Below are 18,639 nucleotides of genomic sequence, written 5' to 3'. Positions count from 1 at the left end.
GGTCTGCGCAAGTCGTGGATGTTTCGAAATGTTTCGATGCCACGAACAAATCCGCAGCGTGGCAGAAGGGTGGCGGTCGCATGTCCCGCCGTTCATGGGTGCGTCCCCTCATCGCGATGGGGCTGGTCGCCGTGACAGCAGTGGTGTCCGCGTGTGGTTCGTCCGGTCCGGGCGAGACCAACGCCGGAGCCCTGAAGATCTGGGCCCTCGAGGACCCGGTGCTCAACAAGATCGAGCAGAAGTCGATCGACGCGTTCAAGGCGGGCGGCGGCAACGCCTCGCTGGAGACGTTCGGCAACGACCCGTACAAGCAGCGGCTCCGGGTGGCCATCGGCTCCCCGCAGGCTCCCGACCTGTTCTTCAACTGGGGCGGCGGCAACCTGAAGGAGTACGTCGACGCGGGCAAGGTCGCCGACCTGACCTCCGTGCTGGACGAGAACAAGGCCGTCAAGGAGAAGTTCATCCCCAGCGTGCTCGACGGCGCGAAGCTCGACGGCAAGTACTACGGCGTGCCGATGCGCGGCATGCAGCCCGTGCTGCTGTTCTTCAACAAGAAGGTCTTCACCGAGGCGGGCGCGCAGCCGCCGAAGACGTGGGACGAGCTGCTGACCCTGGTGGACACCTTCAAGGCGAAGGGCATCACGCCCATCGCCCTGGCCGGCACCCAGGCGTGGACCGAGCTGATGTGGGCCGAGTACGTGCTCGACCGCTTCGCGGGCCACGAGGTGTTCAAGAACATCCGGGACAAGGGCCCCGAGGGCTGGAAGGACCCGGCCGTCGTCCAGGCGATGACCAAGCTCAAGGAGCTGATCGACCGCGGCGGCTTCGGCGACGCCTTCGCCTCCGTCGGCTACGACGCCGGTGGCGCCTCGACGATCCTCGCCCAGGGCAAGGCCGCGATGCACCTCATGGGTTCGTGGGAGTACACCAACCAGCTGGACCAGAGCCCGGACTTCGTGAAGAACGGCGACCTGGGCTGGATCGAGTTCCCGTCGATCCCCGGCGGCAAGGGCGACCCGTCCAACCTGGTCGGCAACGTGAGCAACTTCTACTCCGCGACCGCGGACTCGAAGAACCTGGACGCGGCGAAGAAGTTCGTCACGACCACGCTCCACGAGGACTCCTACGTCGAGGCGCTGATCGAGGCCGGTGACGTCCCGCCGGTGGTGGGCGCCGAGGAGAAGCTGAAGAAGTCCGCGCACCCCGAGTACGCGACGTTCATCTACGAGATGGTGCTGGGCTCCAAGAACTTCCAGCTGTCCTGGGACCAAGACCTCCCGGCCGATGACGCCACGTTCATGCTGACCCAGCTCCAGGAGTTCTTCCTGGGCAAGGTCTCGCCGCAGCAGTTCGTCGACGCGGTGGCCGCGCGCTGATGTCGTCCCAGCGGCCTTCGGCCTGGTATGCCGTGCCGGCGTTCGCGTTCTTCGCCCTGTTCGCCGCGTTGCCCATGATCCTCGTGATCTACCTGAGCTTCACCGCTTGGGACGGTCTGGGCACGCCGCAGTTCAACGGTGCGGAGAACTGGTCCCGGTTGCTCGACGACTCCGAGGCCCGCGCCTCGGTGTGGCGGACCCTGTTGCTGATGGTCATGTCGTGGCTCGTCCAGACCCCGATCGCGTTGCTGGTCGGGGTCTGGGCGGCCGGCAAGCAGCGCTCGAGGGCAGTGCTCAGCTCGATCTTCTTCCTCCCGCTGCTGCTGTCCACGGCCGCCATCGCCCTCCTGTGGCAGGCCCTGCTGGAGCCGAACTTCGGCGCGTTCGTCGGCGGCCCGCTGTTCCTGGGCGACCCCGACATCGCGCTCTACACGGTGGTGCTCGTGATCTCCTGGCAGTTCATCCCGTTCCACACCCTGCTCTACCAGGGCGCGGCGCGGGCGGTGCCGCCGTCGCTCTACGAGGCGGCGACGCTGGACGGGGCCACCAGGTTCGGAAAGTTCCGGCACATCACGCTGCCGCAGCTGCGGTACACGATCGTCACGTCGTCGGTCCTGATGCTGGTCGGCTCGCTGACCACGTTCGACACCGTGCTGATCCTGACCAACGGCGGGCCGGGCACCGCGACCCGCATCCTGCCGCTGCACATGTACATCACCGGCTTCAGCGGTTTCGAGATGGGCTACGCGAGCGCGATCGCGGTCGTGCTGGTCGTGCTCGGCACCGCGTTGTCGATCGCGGTCATGCGCTGGAGCGGGTTCCGCTCGATGAGCAGCCAGCAGGAGGGGTCGTGAAGCCTCGTCCCAACTGGCCCGCTGGGCTGTTCGCCCTGGTGTGGCTAACCTTCATCCTCGGACCGCTGATCTACCTGGTCACGGTGTCGCTGCGGACCCGCAGCGAGTACCTCGGCAAGGGCGCGTGGGAACTGCCGGACGCGTTGACGCTGGACAACTACGTCACCGTGCTCACCGGCGGCTTCGGCCAGTACCTGCTGAACAACGTGATCGTGACGGTCGCGACGGTGGGCATCGTGGTGCTCGTCGCCGTGCCGGCCGCGTACGCGGTGGTCCGGAACACGGGGCCGTTCGTGCAGCGCGGGTTCACCCTGATCCTCATGGGTCTGGCGATCCCCGCGCAGGCCACGATCATCCCCGTGTACCTGATGATCACCCGGATGCAGCTGTACGACACGCTCACCGCGATCATCCTGCCGACGGCGGCGTTCGCGCTGCCGGTGGCCATGCTGGTGCTGACCAACAGCCTGCGCGACGTGCCGCGCGAGCTGTACGAGGCGCAGTCGATCGACGGCGCCGGTCCGATGCGCGTGCTGGTGTCCCTGGTCCTGCCGCTGGCGCGGCCGGCGATCATGACCGTGGTCGTCTACACGTCGCTCAACGCGTGGAACGGGTTCCTCTTCCCCCTGGTGCTCACCCAGTCGGAGTCGTCGCGGGTGCTCACCCTCGGGTTGTGGGACTTCCAGGGCCAGTTCGGCACGAACGTGCCGGCGCTGCTGGCGGCGGTGACGCTGTCGGTGCTGCCGATCTTCGCGGTGTACCTGATCGGCCGGCGGTTCCTGCTCAGCGGCCTCACGGCCGGTTTCGGCAAGTGACCGGCACCCCGGTGCCCGGGAGGTGAGGGGACGGCGGTGCGGCCGCCGTCCCCCTCCGGCGACCTACCGCCGGACCACCCGACAGGCTCGGGCCCGTAACTCTCTCCCACGGGCCCGAGCCCTTGCCGTTCCCGGAGCCGTCGCGGTGGGTCGACGCGCGTCGCCGCACGCGCCGGACCGCTTTCCGGTAGCGTGGGTCACGCGGAGCTTCGGTCGAACCGGACGTCGCCATTTTCGGTCTCCACGGCGACTGTTTCGGTCCCGATGTTCCCCTGGGCAGTGACCAACGCCCCAGCAGCCAGCCTCCGCGTCCAAGGGCCGGAACTGGGCGGGGCTGCCGTAGACTGCCCTCATGCCGACCAAAGCCGACCCGTCACCCTCGGATGGCACCGCCTCGGGCAAGATCACCATCGCGGCCATCGCGGCCGAGGCCGGGGTGTCGGTACCGACTGTTTCGAAGGTCATGAACGGGCGTGCGGACGTCGCCCCGCACACCCGGGAACGGGTCGAGGCGATCATCCGCCGGCACGGCTACCAGCGGCGGGCGGACGAGCGGTCGAAGCGCTCCAACCTGGTGGAACTGATGTTCCACGAGCTGGAGAGCGCGTGGGCGCTGGAGATCATCCGCGGCGCCGAGCAGGTCGCCGCCGAGCAGGGCCTCGCGCTCGTGCTGTCCGAGTCGCAGGGCAGGCTCACCCCCGGCCACGGCTGGTTGGAGGGCGTCATCGCCCGCAAGCCCCTGGCCGTCATCTCGGTCTTCTCCGACCTGACGTCGTCGCAGCTGGCGAAGTTGCGCGCGCGGGACATCCCGGTCGTCGTGGTCGACCCGATCGGCGAACCCCAGCTGGAGACGCCGTCCATAGGAGCCACCAACTGGAACGGCGGCCTGACCGCCACCCGTCACCTGATCGAGCTCGGCCACCGCCGGATCGCCATGATCGGCGGCCCGGAGCGCGTGCTGTGCAGCCGCGCGCGGGTCGACGGCTACCGCGCGGCGCTGGAGACGGCGGGCCTCGCGTTCGACCCCGCCCTGGTCCGCTACGGCGACTTCCACGTGGAGTCCGGCCGGGCCCAGTTCGCGCCGCTGCTTGACCTGCCGGACCCGCCCACGGCCGTGTTCGCCGGGTCGGACCTGCAGGCCCTCGGCGTGTACGAGGCGGCGCGCGCCGCCGGCCTCCGCATCCCGGAGGACCTGAGCGTCGTCGGGTTCGACGACCTCCCGGTGGCGCAGTGGGTGGGCCCGCCGCTGACCACGGTCCGGCAGCCGCTGCAGGACATGGCCGCGGCGGGCACCCGTCTCGCCATCACGCTGGCACGTGGTGAAGAGCCCGAACACCGCCGAATCGAGCTTGCCACCACGCTGGTGGTGCGTCAGAGCACCGCCGCGCCGCGCTGACGAGCCGCCTCTAGTGGTGGTGGCCCGGCTTCTGGGTGTAGACGCACCCCTGTGCCTCCGCGGGCACGGTGTGTCCGACCTCGTCGTCCGGCCCCACCGGGGTGCAACGCAGTTCGTGCAGTCCGAGCAGTTCCAGGCCGAGCGTGCCGCTCAGCGCGAAGCCGTTGCCGAAGCCGAAGTCCGGGTTGTCCGAGACCTCGCCGCTCGACAGCGCCCCCTGCCACGCGCGCTGGAAGTCCGCCAGCTTCTCCCGCTGGAAGACCACCAGCCCGAGCCGTTCGTACGGCCCCGCCTGGCAGGTCGACCACTCGACCACGTACGGCGCGTAGAGCTTGGCGCGCAACGGGCCGACGAAGTCGGCGAACTCCTCGATGCTCCGGGACGCCACCTCGTCGCACTGCCCGGTCTTCTCCTCGACCCACGCGGCCACCTCGGCGGAGGTGCCCAGCGGCGGGCCGAGGGCGTTCGACCCGAGGCCGGTGGTGCCGGTCGCCGAGGAACAGGCGACCGACCCCACCAGGAGCGCGACCAGGGCCGCGCATCGCGCGAACATCAGGCCGCGGCGCACAGCGCGCCGTTGAGGGTGAACGCGGTCGGGCTCGTCGGCGTCCCCTGCGAGGAGCCGTTGAACCCGAAGCTCGCGCTCTGACCCGGCTGGATGTTCTGGTTCCAGCTCGCGCCCTTGGCCGTGGCCTTGCCCGCCGCGACGGCGACCTCGGCCGACCACGCCTGGGTGATCCCCTGACCCGCCGGGACGTCCCAGACCAGCTGCCACGCGTTGACCGCGCTCGTGCCCGTGTTCTTCACCGACACGTTCGCGGTGAAGCCGCCGGACCACGAGCTGCCCACGGTGTACGTCACGGCGCACGCGCCGGGCGTCGTGCCGCCGCCGGCGGTGGTCGTCACCGACACCGCGGCCGACGGCGGCGAGGTGTTGCCCGCCGCGTCCCGCGCCACCACGTAGAACTGGTACGCGGTGCTCGCGGTGAGGCCCGTGACCGTGGCCGTGGTGCCCGTGCTGGTCGCGACGGCCACGTCCGTGGCGCCCGCCTCCCGGTACACCGTGTAGCCGCTGACCGCGGTGTTGTCCGACGCCGCCGCCCAGCTCAGCGAGACCGAGGTGGACGAGGCGGTGGCCGTGGGCGCGCCGGGCGCGGTGGGCGCCTGGGTGTCACCGCCGCCGCCGCCCGTGAAGATCACGTCCGAGCAGCTGTAGAACGCCTCGGGGCTGTCGTTGCGCTGCCAGATCGAGTAGATGATGTGGCGGCCGGTCTTGTTGGGCAGGGTGCCGTTCCACGAGTACTCGCCGTTGCCCAGCGGCGGGTTCGTGATGCTGTCGAACGGCACGGGCTCCAGGTCGGACCACTTCAGCGGCTGGGTGACGTCGAAGCCGTCGCGGGTGACGTACTGGTCCCAGCGGCCGGGGTGCGGCGCCCACGCGTTGTACTTGAAGTTGATCGGCGCGCCCGCCCGGAGGGTGGTCACCGGCCAGTCGTTGCGGGCCAGGTTGTAGGCGTCGTACTTGGTGGTCGGACCGCAGAGGTCGCCGTCGGCGATGATCTCGCGGTGCCGTCCGCCGGCCAGGCTGATGAGGTTGCCGTACCAGTCCCACAGGGGCTGCTTCCCGCCGATCTGCACCGCGGCGACGCACGCCGGGTTCGTCGGGTTGAGGTCGCCGCCACCGCCGCCGATCCTGCCGTCTTCGTAGCAGGCGTAGGTGCGGCTGGGGGGATACGTCATCGAACCGTGTGCCACCGCGACGCCGCTCTGGACGAACACGCTGGTAACACCGACGATGCCGAGCGCGGCCACGGCCAACGCCCCTAAGCGCTTGAGTCGCAAGGATGTCTCCTTCAGATCGACGGTGATCTGTCAGCGAGTGGATGTCGGGCTGGGAGCGCTCCCAGAATTACGATCGCACTACGGGTGACCACACGTCAACGGCCCGTTTCAACTGGTGACCGCCGGGTACCGCTCCGGCATGCGGATCGCGGTGATCGGCCAGATAGCCCGTGACCTGGTCCTCGTGGTGCCCGAAGTGCCCGGATCGGGCGCCTCGGCGAGGGTTCGGGAACGCCGCGAAGTGCTCGGCGGCAAGGGCGCGAACATCGCCCGCGGCACCAGGCAGCTCGGCGCAACGGCGGCGCTGGTGGGCGTCGTCGGGGACGACCGGGAGGGCGGCCTGCTGGTCGAGCGGCTGGGCGCGGACGGCGTAGCGACCACCGCGGTCGTGCGGCGGGAAGCCACCCGGACCGCCTTGATCGTGGACGTCGTCTGCGACGGCGAGTACCGGTACCTCCAGGACGTCCCCGAGCCGACCCTGGTGACGGCGGACGACGTGCGCGCCGCGTCCGCCCTGATCGCCGGCGCGGACGCCGTCGTCGTGCAGCTGGAGCAGCCCGCCGAGGCGGCGCTGGCCGCGGTCCGCGCCGCACGGGGCCTGGTCGTGCTGGACGGCGCGCCGGACGGCCACGAGGCCGAGCTGCTGTCCGCCGCCGACGTCGTGCGCGCCGACCACGGCGAGGCGGAGGCGTTGACGGGGCGGCGGATCACCGGGGTCGACGCGGCGCTGCGGGCCGGGCGCGAGCTGGTCGGGCGAGGGCCTTCGGTGGTGGCGCTGGAGGTGCCCGGCGAGGCGAACGTGCTTGTGTGGCCGGACGACGCGGCCGTGATCCCGTTGACCGGGGAGCACGTCGTGGACACGACCGGCGGCGGTGACGCCTTCGTCGCCGCGCTGACCGTCGCCCTGGCGCGCGGCGACCACCCGGCGGACGCGGGCCGCCTCGCCACCGCCGCCGCGGGCCGGGCCGTGGACCACCCCGGCGGCCGGACGGACCTCGTCGGGCTCGTCTGAGGAGCCACCCGTCCGGAAAGCCGCCCGTCCCCGCCACCAGCCGGCGGGGACGAAGTCGTGCCCGAAACCGGACCCCTCGTGGACCGGCCGAGGCCGGTTCCGTAACCTGTCCGAGACCTGACCGGGGAGTAACCCGTTCGGGGCACGCCCCTGCTTCGAGGAGGACCGCGCGACCGTGGCGTCGAAACCTGCTCAGCGCACCGTCCGCGCCGCCCTGACGGCCACCGCCGTCACCGCTCTCATCGCGACGGCCCTGCCGATCACCCCCCACGCCGCGGCCGACCCGGTCACGCCGCCGAACGCCTCCGAGGCGTTGCGCAAGTACAACGAGCTGTCCACGCAGGCCGAGGCGCTGAACGAGGAGCACCTCCGCGCGCAGGAGGCGTTGACCAACGCCCAGGGCGCGCTCGACCAGGCCAACCGCGACCTCGACGCCGCCGAGCAGGCCCAGGAGACGCTGCGCGGCCAGGTCGACCTGCTCACCGAGGCGTCGTTCGAGGGCGCCCGGTTCAACCAGCTGTCCGCGCTGCTGGTCAGCGACTCGCAGCAGGACTTCCTGAACCGCATGTCCGCGCTCGGCGTGCTCGCCGGCGACAACGCCGAGGCGTTGCGGAACCTCGGCGACGCCGTGGACCAGGCGCACGACGCGGCCCGCCGCGCCACCGAGGCCGCCGACGCCGCGAACAAGGCGATCGTCGACATCGACCAGCGCAAGTCCGCCCTCGACGCGCAGGTCACCGAGGCGCGCGAGGCCTACCGCTCGCTCAGCTCGGCCGAGCGGGCCGCGTTGAACAACGCGGGCGACATGAGCCAGATCGCGGTGCCGCCGGGCCAGGCCGGCCAGGCCCTGGCGTTCGCGCTGGCGCAGCGCGGCGAGCGGTACGTCTTCGGCGCGAACGGCCCGGACACGTGGGACTGCTCCAGCCTGATGCAGGCGGCGTACCGGTCGGTGGGGATCTCCATCCCCCGCACCACGTACGGGCAGGCGACGATCGGGCGGTCGGTGTCGCGCAACGACGTCAAGGCCGGCGACCTGATCATCTACTACACGGGCCAGACGCACGTGGCGATGGCGATCGACGGCATCCGCGCCGTGCACGCGTCCACCGAGGGCGTGCCGGTGAAGATCCAGGACATCGAGTCGATCGGACCGGTCAACGTGATCCGGCGCGTGGTCGGCTGATTCCCGGGTACTCCCCCGCCACACACGCGTGACGGAGGAGATATGCCCGACGTAGTCGACCTGATCATGCAGGACCACCGCGAGGTCGAGCGCCTGTTCGCCGAGCTGGAGAACCACCCGGAGAAGCGACCGCTGCTCGTGCCCGTGCTGACGGCCGTGCTCACCGCCCACAGCCGCGCCGAGGAGGCCGAGGTCTACCCGGTCGCGAAGGACGAGGCGGGCGAGACCGAGGAGGTCGAGCACAGCCAGGAGGAGCACGCCGAGGCCGAGCGGCTGCTGCTGCGGCTCGCCGAGGCGGACCCGACGTCCCCGGCCTTCGACGAGGCGCTGCGCGAGCTGGTCGAGGCCGTGACGCACCACGTCGAGGAAGAGGAGTCGACGGTCCTGCCCGGCATGCGGGAGCGGCTGGACGACCAGCGGCGCGAGGAGCTGGGGCGGGCGTTCGCGGAGAGCCGGGCCCGGCACCTGGGCGACCGGCCGGGCGAGGAGACGCGCGAGGAACTGCTGGCCCAGGCCCGCAACGCCGGCCTGTCCGGCGCCTCCGGGATGAGCAAGCAGGAGCTGGCGAAGGAGCTACACCCGTCCTGATGGGCGGCGCCGGTTCCCTTGGGCCTAGGCTTGACGCGGTTGAGCAGACAGCCGCATCCTGCCCGACCGCACCCAGGGGTGGACCATGGACGATTTCACCGACGCCGTCACGCTCACGGCGAGAGAGCCCGCCGCGGGCGTGGTGGTCGCCGAAGTCGTCGGCGAGCTGGACATGGCGACCGTGCCGGTGGTCGAGGACTTCGTCCGCGAGCGGCTGGACGACGCGGTGCGGACGCTGGTGCTCGACCTCGACGGTGTGACGTTCCTCGGGTCGACCGGCATCAACCTGCTCATCGGCCTGCTCGCGGACTGCGAGGCGACGGGTGCGGCCTTACAGCTGGTGGCGACCACCAAGGCAGTCCTGCGCCCGTTGGAGCTGACCGACCTGACCAGACAGTTCACGATCATCCCGGCGGTCGGCGCGGCGAGCTGAGCGCCGGCCGGTCCCGACCCGGCGGGGTCGCGGGCCGGCCGGCCGCGCAGCCCGTCGCCGGGCACGCGGTCAGCCGCTCTCCTCCATCACGAGGATCGCGCCGTTGGCCTCGCCCGCGTTGGACCGCAGCGAGCCGCACACCACCCGCACCACCACGTCGCGGCCCTTGCGGTTGATCGCGCTCAGCTTGATCTCGGTGAGGAAGGACGCGTCGGCCAACGCCTGCCACACCACGGGCCGCACCTCTTCCAGCGGCAGCCCGATGTCGAGGTTGAGCAGGTGCTCCCCCTCGGCCTCGTCCCGCCGCACGCCCCACAGCTCCTCCGCGCCCCGGTTCCACGCGATGACGCGCATCCGCGTGTCGAGCACGATCACGCCGGCGCGCAGCGAGGTGAGGATCGACTCCAGGAAGTCGTTGACCTGGTCCAGCTCGCGGGTCCGGTCGCGCAGGGTGTCGTTGATCGTCTGGAGTTCGTCGTTGGTCGACTGCAACTCCTCGTTCATCGTCTCCAGTTCCTCGTTGGTGGACTGGAGCTCCTCGTTCGTCGTCTCCAGCTCCTCCACAGTGGACTGGAGTTCTTCGTTGGTGGTCTCCAGCTCCTCGTTGGTCGACTGCAGCTCCTCGTACGCCGACTCCAGCTGCTGGTTGGCGTACTCGAGGTCGTCCAGCAGCCGGCGCGTGGCCGTGACGTCGTGGAAGACGATGGAGATCCCGATGACCCCGCCGTCCGGGCCGATCAGCGGGTTGAGGTTCACCTCGAACCACACCTGGTCGCCGCCCGGCCGCTGCCACGACACCTCCTTGACCCGCACGGCGCGGCGTTCGGCCCGGACCTGCGCGACGTAACCGCGCAGCTCCACCGGCCGGTACGACAGGTCGAGGTCGCGCAGCGGGCGGCCGACGTCCTGGCGGCCGAGCCCGAACACCGTCTCCGCCTGCCGGTTCGCGAGCACCAGCACGTCCTCGGCGTTGACCACCACCTGCGCCACCGGGCTGGCCGAGAACGCGTGCTCCCGCAGCTGGTCCAGCCCGCCCACGTCGATCCGGCGGTCCTCGAGGAACGCGTGCGCGACGAAGCTCGACGCGACCGCGCCGGCGCCGTTGGCGCGGCGGAAGATCCGCCGCTTGAGGTCGACCGGGTCGAACAGGCGGCCGTGGCTGAGCAGCATCTCGGCCTTGCCGAGGAACAGCACGCCGCGCGGGGTCAGCGCGAAGTGGAACCGGCCGAGGATCTTGGCCTGCGTCTCCTGGTTGAAGTACATCAGGGTGTTGCGGCACACCAGGAGGTCGATGCGGGAGATCGGCGCGTCCTGCACCAGGTCGTTGCGGCCGAAGATCACCGTGCGGCGGAGGTCCTTGCGGAACGCGAGGCGCCCGTTGTGCGGCTCGAAGTACTTGGTCACCAGGTCCGCCGGCACGCCCTCCAGGTCGCGCGGCGCGTACACCGCCTGCCGGGCCTGGACGAGCGCGTCGGCGTCCACGTCGGTGGCGTAGATCTTGACCCGCCGGCGGAACCGCTCCGGGCCCAGCGCCTCGGCCAGCACCATCGCGAGGGTGTACGCCTCCTCGCCCGACGCGCAGCCCGCGCTCCACACCCGGATCGGCTCGTCGGGGCCGCGCTCGGCGAGCATGGTCGACACCACCTCGTCCCGCAGGTGGTCCCACGCCTCGGGGTCGCGGAAGAAGCCGGTGACGTTGATGAGGATCGTGTTGAACAGCGCGTTGAACTCGTCCGGGTCGACCTGCAGGTGGTCGATGTAGTCGGTGTGGCTGTCGATGCCCACCTGGCTCATCCGGTGGCGGACCCGGCGCATCAGGCTGGCGCGCTTGTAGCCGGTGAAGTCGAAGCCGCGCGACTCCTTGAGGTAGCGCAGCACCTCTTCGAAGTCCTCGTCCGGCGGCTGGTGCTCGGTCACGCCGGGAACGCTACCCGGCCCGCGGGCCGTCGCCCGATCACGGCGCCGGCCGGGACCGGCGTCAGTCACCGAGGACGGCCCACACGACCTTGCCGCCGCGCGGCCACGGCGAGCAACCCCAGATCCGGCTCAGCGAGGCGATGATGGTGATGCCGCGCCCGCCCGGGCGCAGCGCCTCGGCCTCCCGCTGCTCCGGCACCTCGGGGCTGTCGTCGCGCACCGCGATGGTGAGCCGGCCGCCGCGCAGCTCCAGCCGCAGCACGGGCGCCGACCGGGCGTGCCGCACGGCGTTCTCGACCAGTTCGGTGGCCACGGTGACGGCGCTCTCGGCCAGGTGGTCGACCCGCCACCGGCCGCACGCCTCGCGGACGAAGTCGCGCGCCAGCAGGCCGCTCACCAACGCCTCGGGCAGGTGGATCTCGTCGCGCCGACGATCGAGAGGCTGGTCGAGCGCGGCCAGCGCCGAGTCCAGCGCGGTGAACCGGGGCACCAGGCGTCCACCGCCGCCGCTGTCGAGCACCTCGCGGTGCTCGGGCGACTCGCCGACCAGCAGGATCGGCACGCCCGGCCACTCCGACACCCTCATCCACACCGTCGTGAAGACCGACATGAACGCGGGCGTCGCGCAGCGGAACCCGTCGGCGAGCCGCACGATGACCGCCCGCGGCTGGCCGGCCGCGCACTTCAGCAGCCCGTCGCGCAGGTCGCGGTAGGTGGTCAGGTCCAGCAGGCCGGTCGGGCGGACCACCACCGCGCCGTCGACCTCGGTCCGGTTGAGCGCCAGGGCGGTCACGTGGCCGTCTCCTCGTCAGCGGGTCGCGTGAACGTGCCGGACAGCAGGTGGCGGCGCAGCACGTCGGCGGCGTGCGCCGCTTCCTCCTCGGTGCGCTCGAAGCGGCGGACCAGCAGGTCCGCGCCGCGCGCGTGGGCGTCACCCCGCATCCGGCGGGCGAGGTTCGCCTTCTCCTCCAACGTGCGCAGCGCCGTCCACACGGCCTTCTCCAACGCCACGCCCTGCGCGTCGAGCAGCGCTTCGGCGGTCCAGGCGTGGCCCACCTGGCAGCGGAAGCGCTTCGGCTCCGCGTTCAGCTCGACCAGCGCTCCGGAGCAGTCAGGGCAGCTGAAGGTGGACGGTCTGCCCAACGGGATCACCTCATCGGCGTGCACGCCGCCGTCGGCGGCGGAGATCGCGGTCTCGCGGCGGGCCAGGTCCGCAGTGCCGAGGCGGTCCCTGCCGGGGCGGTCCTCGCGCGAGCGGTCCTCCCCGGGGTGGCCATTTCCGGGGATGGGGTCATCCCGCGAGCGGTCCTCGGCCGGCTGGTCGTCCACGGCGACCCCGACGCAGTCCTCCAGCAGGGCTCCCATCTTCGCGGCGGGCAGCACGTGGTCGGCCTTGACGTGCCGCAGCACGCTCGTGGGCATCCCGGCGTAGAGCGCGTCGTCCGGGTCCTGGACGACGGTGAGGCCGCCCCGGGCGGCGATCGTGATCATGCCGGCCGTGCCGTCGTCCAGCGCGCCGGAGAGGACGATGCCGATGACGCGCGCGCCGTGCGCGGAGGCGGCGGAGCGGAACAGGGCGTCGACGGCGGGCCGGTGGCCGTTCTCGGTCGGCCCGTGCGACAGGTGCACGGCGCCGTCGACCACGAGGAGGTGGTGGTCGGGCGGTGCGACGTGCACGCGGCCACGCCGCAGGGCCATCCCGTCGGACGCGTTGACGGCGGGCAGCGGGCCCGCGCGGTTGAGGATGCCGGCGAGCGCGCTGGTGCCACCCGCGGGCAGGTGGAGGACCACGGCCACGGCGGCGTCCAGGTCGCCGGGCAGACCGGCGACGAAGGTGCGCAGCGCTTCCACACCTCCGGCGGAAGCGCCGACGACGATCAAGTCCCGCGTTGGCATCAGGTCACCCCGATCGGTGGATACCCGAGCGGGGCGACCCTACTCCCCGCAACCGACGTCCACGGGGAGGAACCAGGGGTCAGGGGCAGGGCGTCGTCACTGCGACGACGACGCGCCGGCCTTGGTCTTCGGGGTCCACCGCGTGTAACCGGCGCGCTCCGCCTCGGCGATCGAGCGGAACGTGACGTCGCCCTTCATGCGCTTGAAGTACGGCGAGTCGGGCGTGTGGAAGATCATCGACTTGGAGCTGCCCTTGACCTCGCACTCCTCCTCGGCGTCCACGCCGACTCCCGCCACCACCGCTCCCGCCGCGACGGTCTCGGCGGGCACCGCCTCGGCGGGCACCGTCTCGGAGGACACCGTCTCGGCGGGCACCGTCTCGGAGGACACCGTCTCGGCGGGCACGGCGGCAGGGCCTTCGGTCACCTCGACCCGCTCGACGACCTCGGCCACCGGCACGGCCTCGGCCACGGCGACCGGGGCGGCTTCCGGCGCGGTCTCGGCCTCAGGCGCGGTCTCGGACTCGGCCACGGGAGCGACCTCCGGCGCCGCGACAACCTCCCGCGCCGCAGCGGTCTCGGTCTCGGGCTCGGTCTCGGCCACCGGAGCGACCTCCGGCACAGCGGCGACCTCGGGCTCGGACGCGATGTCGGCCTTGGGAGCGACCTCCGGCACGGCCGCGATCTCGGCCTCGGGGGCGGTCTCGGCCTTGGGGGCGGTCTCGGCCTTGGCGGCAACCTCCGACACAGAGGCACTGTCCGGCACCGCGACGACCTCGACCTCGGGCGCGGTGTCGGCCGCCACCACAACGTCCGGAGTGGACTCGACCGCAGCCTCGGCCTTGGCCGGGGCCTCGACCGGCTCGGACTCCTCGGCGGGCGCGGTCTGTTCCGGGATCACGACGGCGGCAGCGGGCGCGGCGGGGCGCGCGTCAAGCTGCGCGCGCAGGTCGCGGATGGTGGCGTTGAGCCGCTGCCTGGTGAGCAACCCACCCGCCAGGAATGCCAGGACGCACAGGACGAACGGGACGATGAACGACCAGAACACTGCCACTCCTACGACCACTGCTAGCGGGACAGGACGTTGATCTGAAGGGTCCCGACGAGCCGCACACGCCACCAGGTGGGGGATCAGCACCGGACCACGGGCGGGAGGATACCCGCAGCCCGGAGATCGGGACGCGTCAGGCCGCGTGGGGCAGCACCCCCTGCCGGCAGCCGCACCTGCTGCACACCGGGTGCGCCGGCAGCCGCACGTCGGCGAGCAGCTTGCGCGCGTCGTCGAACGTCGGCGTCCGCTGCCCCGGCACGAGCAGGCTGTCCAGCACCTCCTGCCGCCGCCGCGCCAGCTCCCGCGACCGCTCCACCGGGTCCTTCAGCCTGGCCCGCACGCGCTCCCGCGACTGCTCGCGCGCCAACGTCCCGGCCGCGCTCAACGGCCGCGGCGGGCGCGGCTGGGTCAGCCGGGCGTTGCGCCGGTTCACGCGCCACCACGCGCCCAGCGTCATGCCGGCCACCGGGGGGCGCGCCCGGAGCGCGCCCCCCTGCCACCACGACCTCAGCCGCGCACGGAGGAAGTCGTGCGCTACCTGGTCGCGGTTCCTCGGGCTGCCCTGCCTGGTGCCGTCAGGCCTGCGGTCGACCGCCGCGAGCAGGGCATCGACGCTCCACCCCTCGGCGAACCACGGCTCGACGACCCGGCGCACGGCGGCGCGGTGGGCATCGGGCCAGGTCGCGCGGAGGCAGAACGCCTCGACCGCCGTGTCGATCTCGGCGTCGGTCTCGGGGATGACACGGCCGGGCCACTGACGGGGATCTAGTCGAACTCGCATCGCATGGCTCCCTTCGAACGCGTACCGAACATCCGTTCGAGATAGTGCCACCGACCACCGACAATTCCGGAGACTAAGATTTGACTTATATAAGCCTGGCCTGAAAGATGCTGGTCGTGCACGCGTTCGACGTCCTCGGCGATCCCGTCCGCCGCCGCATCCTGGAGCTGCTCGCCGACGGCGAGCGGACCTCCGGCGCGGTCACGGAGGTGGTCCGCCGGGAGTTCGGCATCTCGCAACCGGCGGTCTCCCAGCACCTGCGGGTGCTGCGCGAGAACGGCTTCGCCCGCGTCCGCGCGGAGGGCACCCGGCGTCTCTACGCCGTGGACGACCAAGGCCTGCGCGAGGTGGACGAGTGGCTCGACCGGTTCCGCCGGTTCTGGAGCGGCCACCTCGACGCGCTGGCCACCGAACTCGCGCGCGGCAAGCGCGAGAGGCGACTCAAGGAGGAACCACAGTGATCGACCTCGCCGACCACCTCAAGGCCGTGCACCGAGAGGTGCGCGCCGGCACGACCGACACGGTGGGCGTTGTGCTGCGCCGCACCTACGACGCCGCCGCGGAGGACGTGTGGGACGCGGTGACCGACCCGGACCGGCTCAAGCGCTGGTTCATGCCGATCAGCGGCGACCTGCGCGAGGGCGGCGCGTTCCAGCTGGAGGGCAACGCGGGCGGTGACATCCTCACCTGCTCGCCGCCGAAGCTCCTGCGCGTCACGTTCGGCGACCCGACCAGCGTCGTGGAACTGCGCCTCACCGCCGAGGACGACGACCGGACGACGGTCGAGCTGGAGCACACGGTGCCGAAGGCGCTGGCCGGCAGCGGCGCGGGCGCGCTGTTCGTCGGACCCGGCTGGGACGGCGGCTTCCTCGGCCTCGGCCTGTACCTCGCGGGCGAGGTACAGGAGGGCGACGACCCGGTGGCCGCCGCCAACGCGCCGGAGACCCAGCGGTTCAACCTCGGGTCCATCGAGCTGTGGAAGGCGGCGGTGGAGGAGTCGGGCGCCGCGACGGAGGACGAGCTGGCGGCGGCCGTCGCCGCCGCCACGGCCCAGTACGCCCCGGACGTGACCTGACGACGTCAGGGTTCCGAGACGTCGGACTCGACGCCGTCGAGGGTGGCCTCGACGCCGTCGAAGCCGGGGTCGGCGGGCGCCGTGCCGTCGGCGCGGCACCCGATCAGGGAGAACAGCAGGACGACGGTGGCCGCGAGGGTCCTCACTTGCCGCCGCCGCAGTGCTCGGCCTGGAACGCGTCGACGCGGTGCTGGGCGTCGCCGAGCCTGGTCAGCTGCTCGCCGCGCCGTGACGCGCGCTGGTCCAGCCGCGCGGCGCGGGCGGTGCGGCCCGCGTCGCGCGCCTGCTGCGACTGCGCCCGGAGCCACGCGGTCGAGCCGGGCACGTCGGGCCCGCCGTTGATGCGGGTGGTGAGCCGGGAGACGCGGTCCTCGATCCGCGGCAGGCGCTCCTCGCAGAGCTGCTTCACCTGCTCGGGGCTGAGGGTGACGGGCGCGTAGGTGGTGTCCTGGGCGGTCGCGACGCCCGTGGGGGCGAACCCGAGCACGGCGGTCGCGACGACGGCGACGCGGCGAATCCATGTGGTCATGCGGACCACGATCGCGGTCGCGGGTGCGGGCCGCGTGCGGCCCGTGTTCGGGTCGTGCAAAGAGATCGAACGCGGCCGTTTCACGCCGGTCCGGAGTGGCAACCCTCTCCCCCATGACCGACACCCTGTGGGACGAGTTCCACCGCGTAGTGAACATGACCTCGCACGAACTGGAGGACTGGCTGCGCACCCGCTCGGCGGACGAGGACAGCGAGGCCCTGCCCGACCAGGCCGGGACACCGACCGGCCAGGAGGTGCTGCGGGTCCTGCGCAAGCGGCGCACCGACCTGACCACCGAGGACGTCAAGGTGATGCGGAAGGTCGTGGAGCGGGTCCACGAGCAGCGGCGGGACGACCTGGAGCCGACCGCGGGCGAGGCGCACTGGAGGCACCGCCTGATGTCGATCGGCCACGACCCGCTGAAGCCCGCCTGAGGACCCTGCCCCTGAGAATCCTGATCTGAGAATCCAGCCCTGAGAATCCTGTCTTGAGGACGAGCCCGCGCGAGGAGCAGCCCGCCGGGAGACCGGTCCGCCCTCACCTCGCCGCGGCGCCGACCTTCTCGGCGTCACCCAACCGCACGCCCGCCTCGGGGACCAGGCCGAACTGCACGACCTGGCGGCGGGCGAGGAGGTCGGTGAGCCAGTCGACGGCCACCCGCAGCCGGTTCCCCGGCATGGCCAGCAGGTGGTAGCCGCGGGCCACGACCTTCGCCGGCAGCCCGGTCAGCGGGATGTGCAGCGGGTCGGCGACGGCCTGCGAGCCGGCCAGGTCCACCACGAAACCGAGGTCGCGGTGCTGGTAGGTCCCCACGGCGCCGTGACCCAGGGACGCCGCGACGTTGCGGGCGGCCAGCTTCCCCTGCCGCTGCGCGTGCTGCGCCGTCATCGGCGTCGGCTTGCCGTCGTTGAACACGTCCGGCACGGCGGCCACGTCGCCCGCCGCGAACACGTGCGGGTGCGTCGGCACGGCCAGCGTCGGGTCGACGACGAGCCGGCCCTTCACCGTGGCCAGGGAGACGGCCTCCACTAGCGGGTCCGGCCGCACGCCGACGCACCACACCACGGTCCGAGTCGGGATCTCCTTGCCGTCGGTCAGCCGCGCGCACGACCCGGTGACGGCCTCGACGCTCGTCTCCAGCCGCACGTCGACGCCGCGTCCCCGCAGCACCCGGGCCGCCGGGCCGGACAGCCGCTCGTCCAGCCCCGGCAGCACCCGCGGCGCCATGTCGACCAGCACCCACTTGACGTCGGACTCCGACAGCCCGGTCCGGCCGCGCAGCGCCGAGCGGGTCAGCTGCTGGCCCTGGGCCACCAGCTCGGTGCCCGTGTAGCCGGCGCCGACGACCACGAACGTGGCGCGCGCCGCCCGTTCGGCCGGGTCGGTCGCCTGCTCGGCCAGCTCGACCTGCCGCAGCACGTGGTCGCGCAGGTACACGGCCTCGGCGACCGACTTGAACCCGAGCGCGTGCTCGGCCACGCCGGGGATCGACATCAGCCGGGTGACGGAGCCGGACGTGAGCACGATCCGGTCCCACTCCAGCACCTGCTCGCGGCCCTCGATGTCGACGAGGGTGCACGTCCGCGCGCCCAGGTCCACACCGGTGGCGTGCCCCTGCACGAGCCGCGTGCGCGGCAGCTTGGGCCGCAGCGGCACGGCGACCCGGCGCGGGTCGAGCGAACCGCCCGCGACCTCGGGCAGCAGCGGCACGTACAGCATGTAGTCGGTGGGGTTGAGCGCCACCAGCTCGGCGGCGTCGCGGGGCAGCACGCGTTCCAGCGTGCGCAGGCAGTGGTAGCCGGCGAAGCCCGTACCGACGACCAGCACGCGGGGCTTGCCCATGACGTGTCCCTCCGACGAGGAGTGTGTCCGCCAGCGGGTACCCCGGAGCC

At 72.0% G+C, this 18,639-nt stretch carries 21 protein-coding genes; 11 read left to right on the top strand and 10 right to left on the bottom strand.

Annotated features, from left to right (window positions below; genetic code table 11):
* Positions 1-80 precede the first annotated feature (80 nt).
* The 4 genes from ACRAKH_RS11905 to ACRAKH_RS11890 all read left to right on the top strand — a co-directional run bounded on the left by ACRAKH_RS11905 (position 81) and on the right by ACRAKH_RS11890 (position 4,441).
* Positions 81-1,376, top strand: a complete 1,296-nt coding sequence (locus tag ACRAKH_RS11905; RefSeq protein WP_447009810.1) for an extracellular solute-binding protein — start codon at positions 81-83, stop codon at positions 1,374-1,376.
* Positions 1,376-2,230, top strand: a complete 855-nt coding sequence (locus ACRAKH_RS11900) for a carbohydrate ABC transporter permease (RefSeq protein WP_447009809.1) — start codon at positions 1,376-1,378, stop codon at positions 2,228-2,230. Before ACRAKH_RS11905 ends, ACRAKH_RS11900 begins: the two co-directional genes overlap by 1 nt.
* Positions 2,227-3,045: a carbohydrate ABC transporter permease gene (locus ACRAKH_RS11895; RefSeq protein ID WP_380720521.1), complete on the top strand. Its 819-nt coding sequence runs from the start codon at positions 2,227-2,229 to the stop codon at positions 3,043-3,045. Before ACRAKH_RS11900 ends, ACRAKH_RS11895 begins: the two co-directional genes overlap by 4 nt.
* 352 nt (positions 3,046-3,397) lie before the next feature.
* On the top strand, positions 3,398-4,441 hold the full coding sequence (locus ACRAKH_RS11890) for a LacI family DNA-binding transcriptional regulator (RefSeq protein WP_380720524.1): 1,044 nt from the start codon (positions 3,398-3,400) through the stop codon (positions 4,439-4,441).
* 10 nt (positions 4,442-4,451) lie between these two features.
* Here ACRAKH_RS11890 and ACRAKH_RS11885 read toward each other — a convergent pair whose 3' ends face one another.
* Positions 4,452-4,994, bottom strand: a complete 543-nt coding sequence (locus ACRAKH_RS11885) for a hypothetical protein (protein WP_380720527.1) — start codon at positions 4,992-4,994, stop codon at positions 4,452-4,454.
* The gene (locus ACRAKH_RS11880; protein WP_380720529.1) at positions 4,994-6,181 is read right to left on the bottom strand and encodes a lytic polysaccharide monooxygenase; all 1,188 of its coding nucleotides are present in this window, start codon (positions 6,179-6,181) and stop codon (positions 4,994-4,996) included. Before ACRAKH_RS11880 ends, ACRAKH_RS11885 begins: the two co-directional genes overlap by 1 nt.
* Positions 6,182-6,422: 241 nt before the next feature.
* On the opposite strand from ACRAKH_RS11880, the gene ACRAKH_RS11875 reads away from it, so the two are divergent.
* From ACRAKH_RS11875 to ACRAKH_RS11860, 4 genes are all read left to right on the top strand, one after another.
* Positions 6,423-7,295: a PfkB family carbohydrate kinase gene (locus ACRAKH_RS11875; RefSeq protein WP_380720532.1), complete on the top strand. Its 873-nt coding sequence runs from the start codon at positions 6,423-6,425 to the stop codon at positions 7,293-7,295.
* 175 nt (positions 7,296-7,470) lie between these two features.
* Positions 7,471-8,478: a C40 family peptidase gene (locus ACRAKH_RS11870; protein ID WP_380720535.1), complete on the top strand. Its 1,008-nt coding sequence runs from the start codon at positions 7,471-7,473 to the stop codon at positions 8,476-8,478.
* Between the two features lie 42 nt (positions 8,479-8,520).
* On the top strand, positions 8,521-9,066 hold the full coding sequence (locus ACRAKH_RS11865; RefSeq protein WP_380720538.1) for a hemerythrin domain-containing protein: 546 nt from the start codon (positions 8,521-8,523) through the stop codon (positions 9,064-9,066).
* An 85-nt stretch (positions 9,067-9,151) separates the two neighbouring features.
* Entirely contained in the window at positions 9,152-9,499 is a 348-nt protein-coding gene (locus ACRAKH_RS11860; RefSeq protein ID WP_380720541.1) for an STAS domain-containing protein, read from the top strand.
* A gap of 69 nt (positions 9,500-9,568) precedes the next feature.
* On the opposite strand, the gene ACRAKH_RS11855 is transcribed toward ACRAKH_RS11860, so the two are convergent.
* The 5 genes from ACRAKH_RS11855 to ACRAKH_RS11835 all read right to left on the bottom strand — a co-directional run bounded on the left by ACRAKH_RS11855 (position 9,569) and on the right by ACRAKH_RS11835 (position 15,143).
* Positions 9,569-11,416, bottom strand: coding sequence for a CheR family methyltransferase (locus tag ACRAKH_RS11855; protein WP_380720543.1), 1,848 nt, complete (start codon positions 11,414-11,416; stop codon positions 9,569-9,571).
* A 61-nt stretch (positions 11,417-11,477) separates the two neighbouring features.
* Positions 11,478-12,209 (bottom strand): ATP-binding protein, encoded by a 732-nt coding sequence (locus ACRAKH_RS11850; protein WP_380720546.1) that lies wholly within the window; start codon positions 12,207-12,209, stop codon positions 11,478-11,480.
* Positions 12,206-13,312 (bottom strand): chemotaxis protein CheB, encoded by a 1,107-nt coding sequence (locus ACRAKH_RS11845; protein ID WP_380720549.1) that lies wholly within the window; start codon positions 13,310-13,312, stop codon positions 12,206-12,208. The genes ACRAKH_RS11850 and ACRAKH_RS11845 overlap by 4 nt, the downstream gene beginning before the upstream one ends.
* Before the next feature lie 96 nt (positions 13,313-13,408).
* On the bottom strand, positions 13,409-14,359 hold the full coding sequence (locus ACRAKH_RS11840) for a sunset domain-containing protein (RefSeq protein WP_380720551.1): 951 nt from the start codon (positions 14,357-14,359) through the stop codon (positions 13,409-13,411).
* A 136-nt stretch (positions 14,360-14,495) separates the two neighbouring features.
* On the bottom strand, positions 14,496-15,143 hold the full coding sequence (locus tag ACRAKH_RS11835) for a hypothetical protein (RefSeq protein ID WP_380720554.1): 648 nt from the start codon (positions 15,141-15,143) through the stop codon (positions 14,496-14,498).
* A gap of 116 nt (positions 15,144-15,259) precedes the next feature.
* Here ACRAKH_RS11835 and ACRAKH_RS11830 point away from each other — a divergent pair, with 116 nt between their 5' ends.
* Together ACRAKH_RS11830 and ACRAKH_RS11825 are read left to right on the top strand one after the other, a co-directional pair.
* A complete protein-coding gene (locus ACRAKH_RS11830; RefSeq protein ID WP_380720612.1) occupies positions 15,260-15,604 on the top strand; it encodes an ArsR/SmtB family transcription factor in 345 nt (114 codons plus the stop codon).
* Positions 15,601-16,218, top strand: a complete 618-nt coding sequence (locus tag ACRAKH_RS11825; protein WP_380720557.1) for an SRPBCC domain-containing protein — start codon at positions 15,601-15,603, stop codon at positions 16,216-16,218. Before ACRAKH_RS11830 ends, ACRAKH_RS11825 begins: the two co-directional genes overlap by 4 nt.
* 5 nt (positions 16,219-16,223) lie before the next feature.
* On the opposite strand, the gene ACRAKH_RS11820 is transcribed toward ACRAKH_RS11825, so the two are convergent.
* Positions 16,224-16,364: a hypothetical protein gene (locus tag ACRAKH_RS11820; RefSeq protein ID WP_380720560.1), complete on the bottom strand. Its 141-nt coding sequence runs from the start codon at positions 16,362-16,364 to the stop codon at positions 16,224-16,226.
* Positions 16,361-16,747: a hypothetical protein gene (locus tag ACRAKH_RS11815; RefSeq protein WP_380720562.1), complete on the bottom strand. Its 387-nt coding sequence runs from the start codon at positions 16,745-16,747 to the stop codon at positions 16,361-16,363. The genes ACRAKH_RS11820 and ACRAKH_RS11815 overlap by 4 nt, the downstream gene beginning before the upstream one ends.
* A 113-nt stretch (positions 16,748-16,860) precedes the next feature.
* On the opposite strand from ACRAKH_RS11815, the gene ACRAKH_RS11810 reads away from it, so the two are divergent.
* Complete coding sequence (locus ACRAKH_RS11810) at positions 16,861-17,181, top strand: DUF3140 domain-containing protein (RefSeq protein WP_380720565.1); 321 nt, start codon at positions 16,861-16,863, stop codon at positions 17,179-17,181.
* A 103-nt stretch (positions 17,182-17,284) separates the two neighbouring features.
* Here the strand turns inward: ACRAKH_RS11810 and ACRAKH_RS11805 are convergent, their stop codons facing one another.
* Positions 17,285-18,589 (bottom strand): NAD(P)/FAD-dependent oxidoreductase, encoded by a 1,305-nt coding sequence (locus ACRAKH_RS11805; RefSeq protein WP_380720567.1) that lies wholly within the window; start codon positions 18,587-18,589, stop codon positions 17,285-17,287.
* Positions 18,590-18,639: the final 50 nt, after the last annotated feature.

Source organism: Saccharothrix hoggarensis, assembly GCF_052936025.1.
The sequence above is the reverse complement of the archived record's forward strand: the minus strand, read 5'-3'. Positions and strand labels throughout refer to the sequence as shown.

What these genes read in the sequence shown, in the direction of transcription:
- ACRAKH_RS11885 (WP_380720527.1), bottom strand. Translation starts at nt 4,994, where the DNA reads ATGTTCGCGCGATGCGCGGCCCTGGTCGCGCTCCTGGTGGGGTCGGTC.
- ACRAKH_RS11815 (WP_380720562.1), bottom strand. Translation starts at nt 16,747, where the DNA reads ATGACCACATGGATTCGCCGCGTCGCCGTCGTCGCGACCGCCGTGCTC.
- ACRAKH_RS11860 (WP_380720541.1), top strand. Translation starts at nt 9,152, where the DNA reads ATGGACGATTTCACCGACGCCGTCACGCTCACGGCGAGAGAGCCCGCC.
- ACRAKH_RS11805 (WP_380720567.1), bottom strand. Translation starts at nt 18,589, where the DNA reads ATGGGCAAGCCCCGCGTGCTGGTCGTCGGTACGGGCTTCGCCGGCTAC.
- ACRAKH_RS11890 (WP_380720524.1), top strand. Translation starts at nt 3,398, where the DNA reads ATGCCGACCAAAGCCGACCCGTCACCCTCGGATGGCACCGCCTCGGGC.
- ACRAKH_RS11875 (WP_380720532.1), top strand. Translation starts at nt 6,423, where the DNA reads ATGCGGATCGCGGTGATCGGCCAGATAGCCCGTGACCTGGTCCTCGTG.
- ACRAKH_RS11880 (WP_380720529.1), bottom strand. Translation starts at nt 6,181, where the DNA reads ATGACGTATCCCCCCAGCCGCACCTACGCCTGCTACGAAGACGGCAGG.
- ACRAKH_RS11845 (WP_380720549.1), bottom strand. Translation starts at nt 13,312, where the DNA reads ATGCCAACGCGGGACTTGATCGTCGTCGGCGCTTCCGCCGGAGGTGTG.
- ACRAKH_RS11865 (WP_380720538.1), top strand. Translation starts at nt 8,521, where the DNA reads ATGCCCGACGTAGTCGACCTGATCATGCAGGACCACCGCGAGGTCGAG.
- ACRAKH_RS11810 (WP_380720565.1), top strand. Translation starts at nt 16,861, where the DNA reads ATGACCGACACCCTGTGGGACGAGTTCCACCGCGTAGTGAACATGACC.
- ACRAKH_RS11900 (WP_447009809.1), top strand. Translation starts at nt 1,376, where the DNA reads ATGTCGTCCCAGCGGCCTTCGGCCTGGTATGCCGTGCCGGCGTTCGCG.
- ACRAKH_RS11905 (WP_447009810.1), top strand. Translation starts at nt 81, where the DNA reads ATGTCCCGCCGTTCATGGGTGCGTCCCCTCATCGCGATGGGGCTGGTC.
- ACRAKH_RS11835 (WP_380720554.1), bottom strand. Translation starts at nt 15,143, where the DNA reads ATGCGAGTTCGACTAGATCCCCGTCAGTGGCCCGGCCGTGTCATCCCC.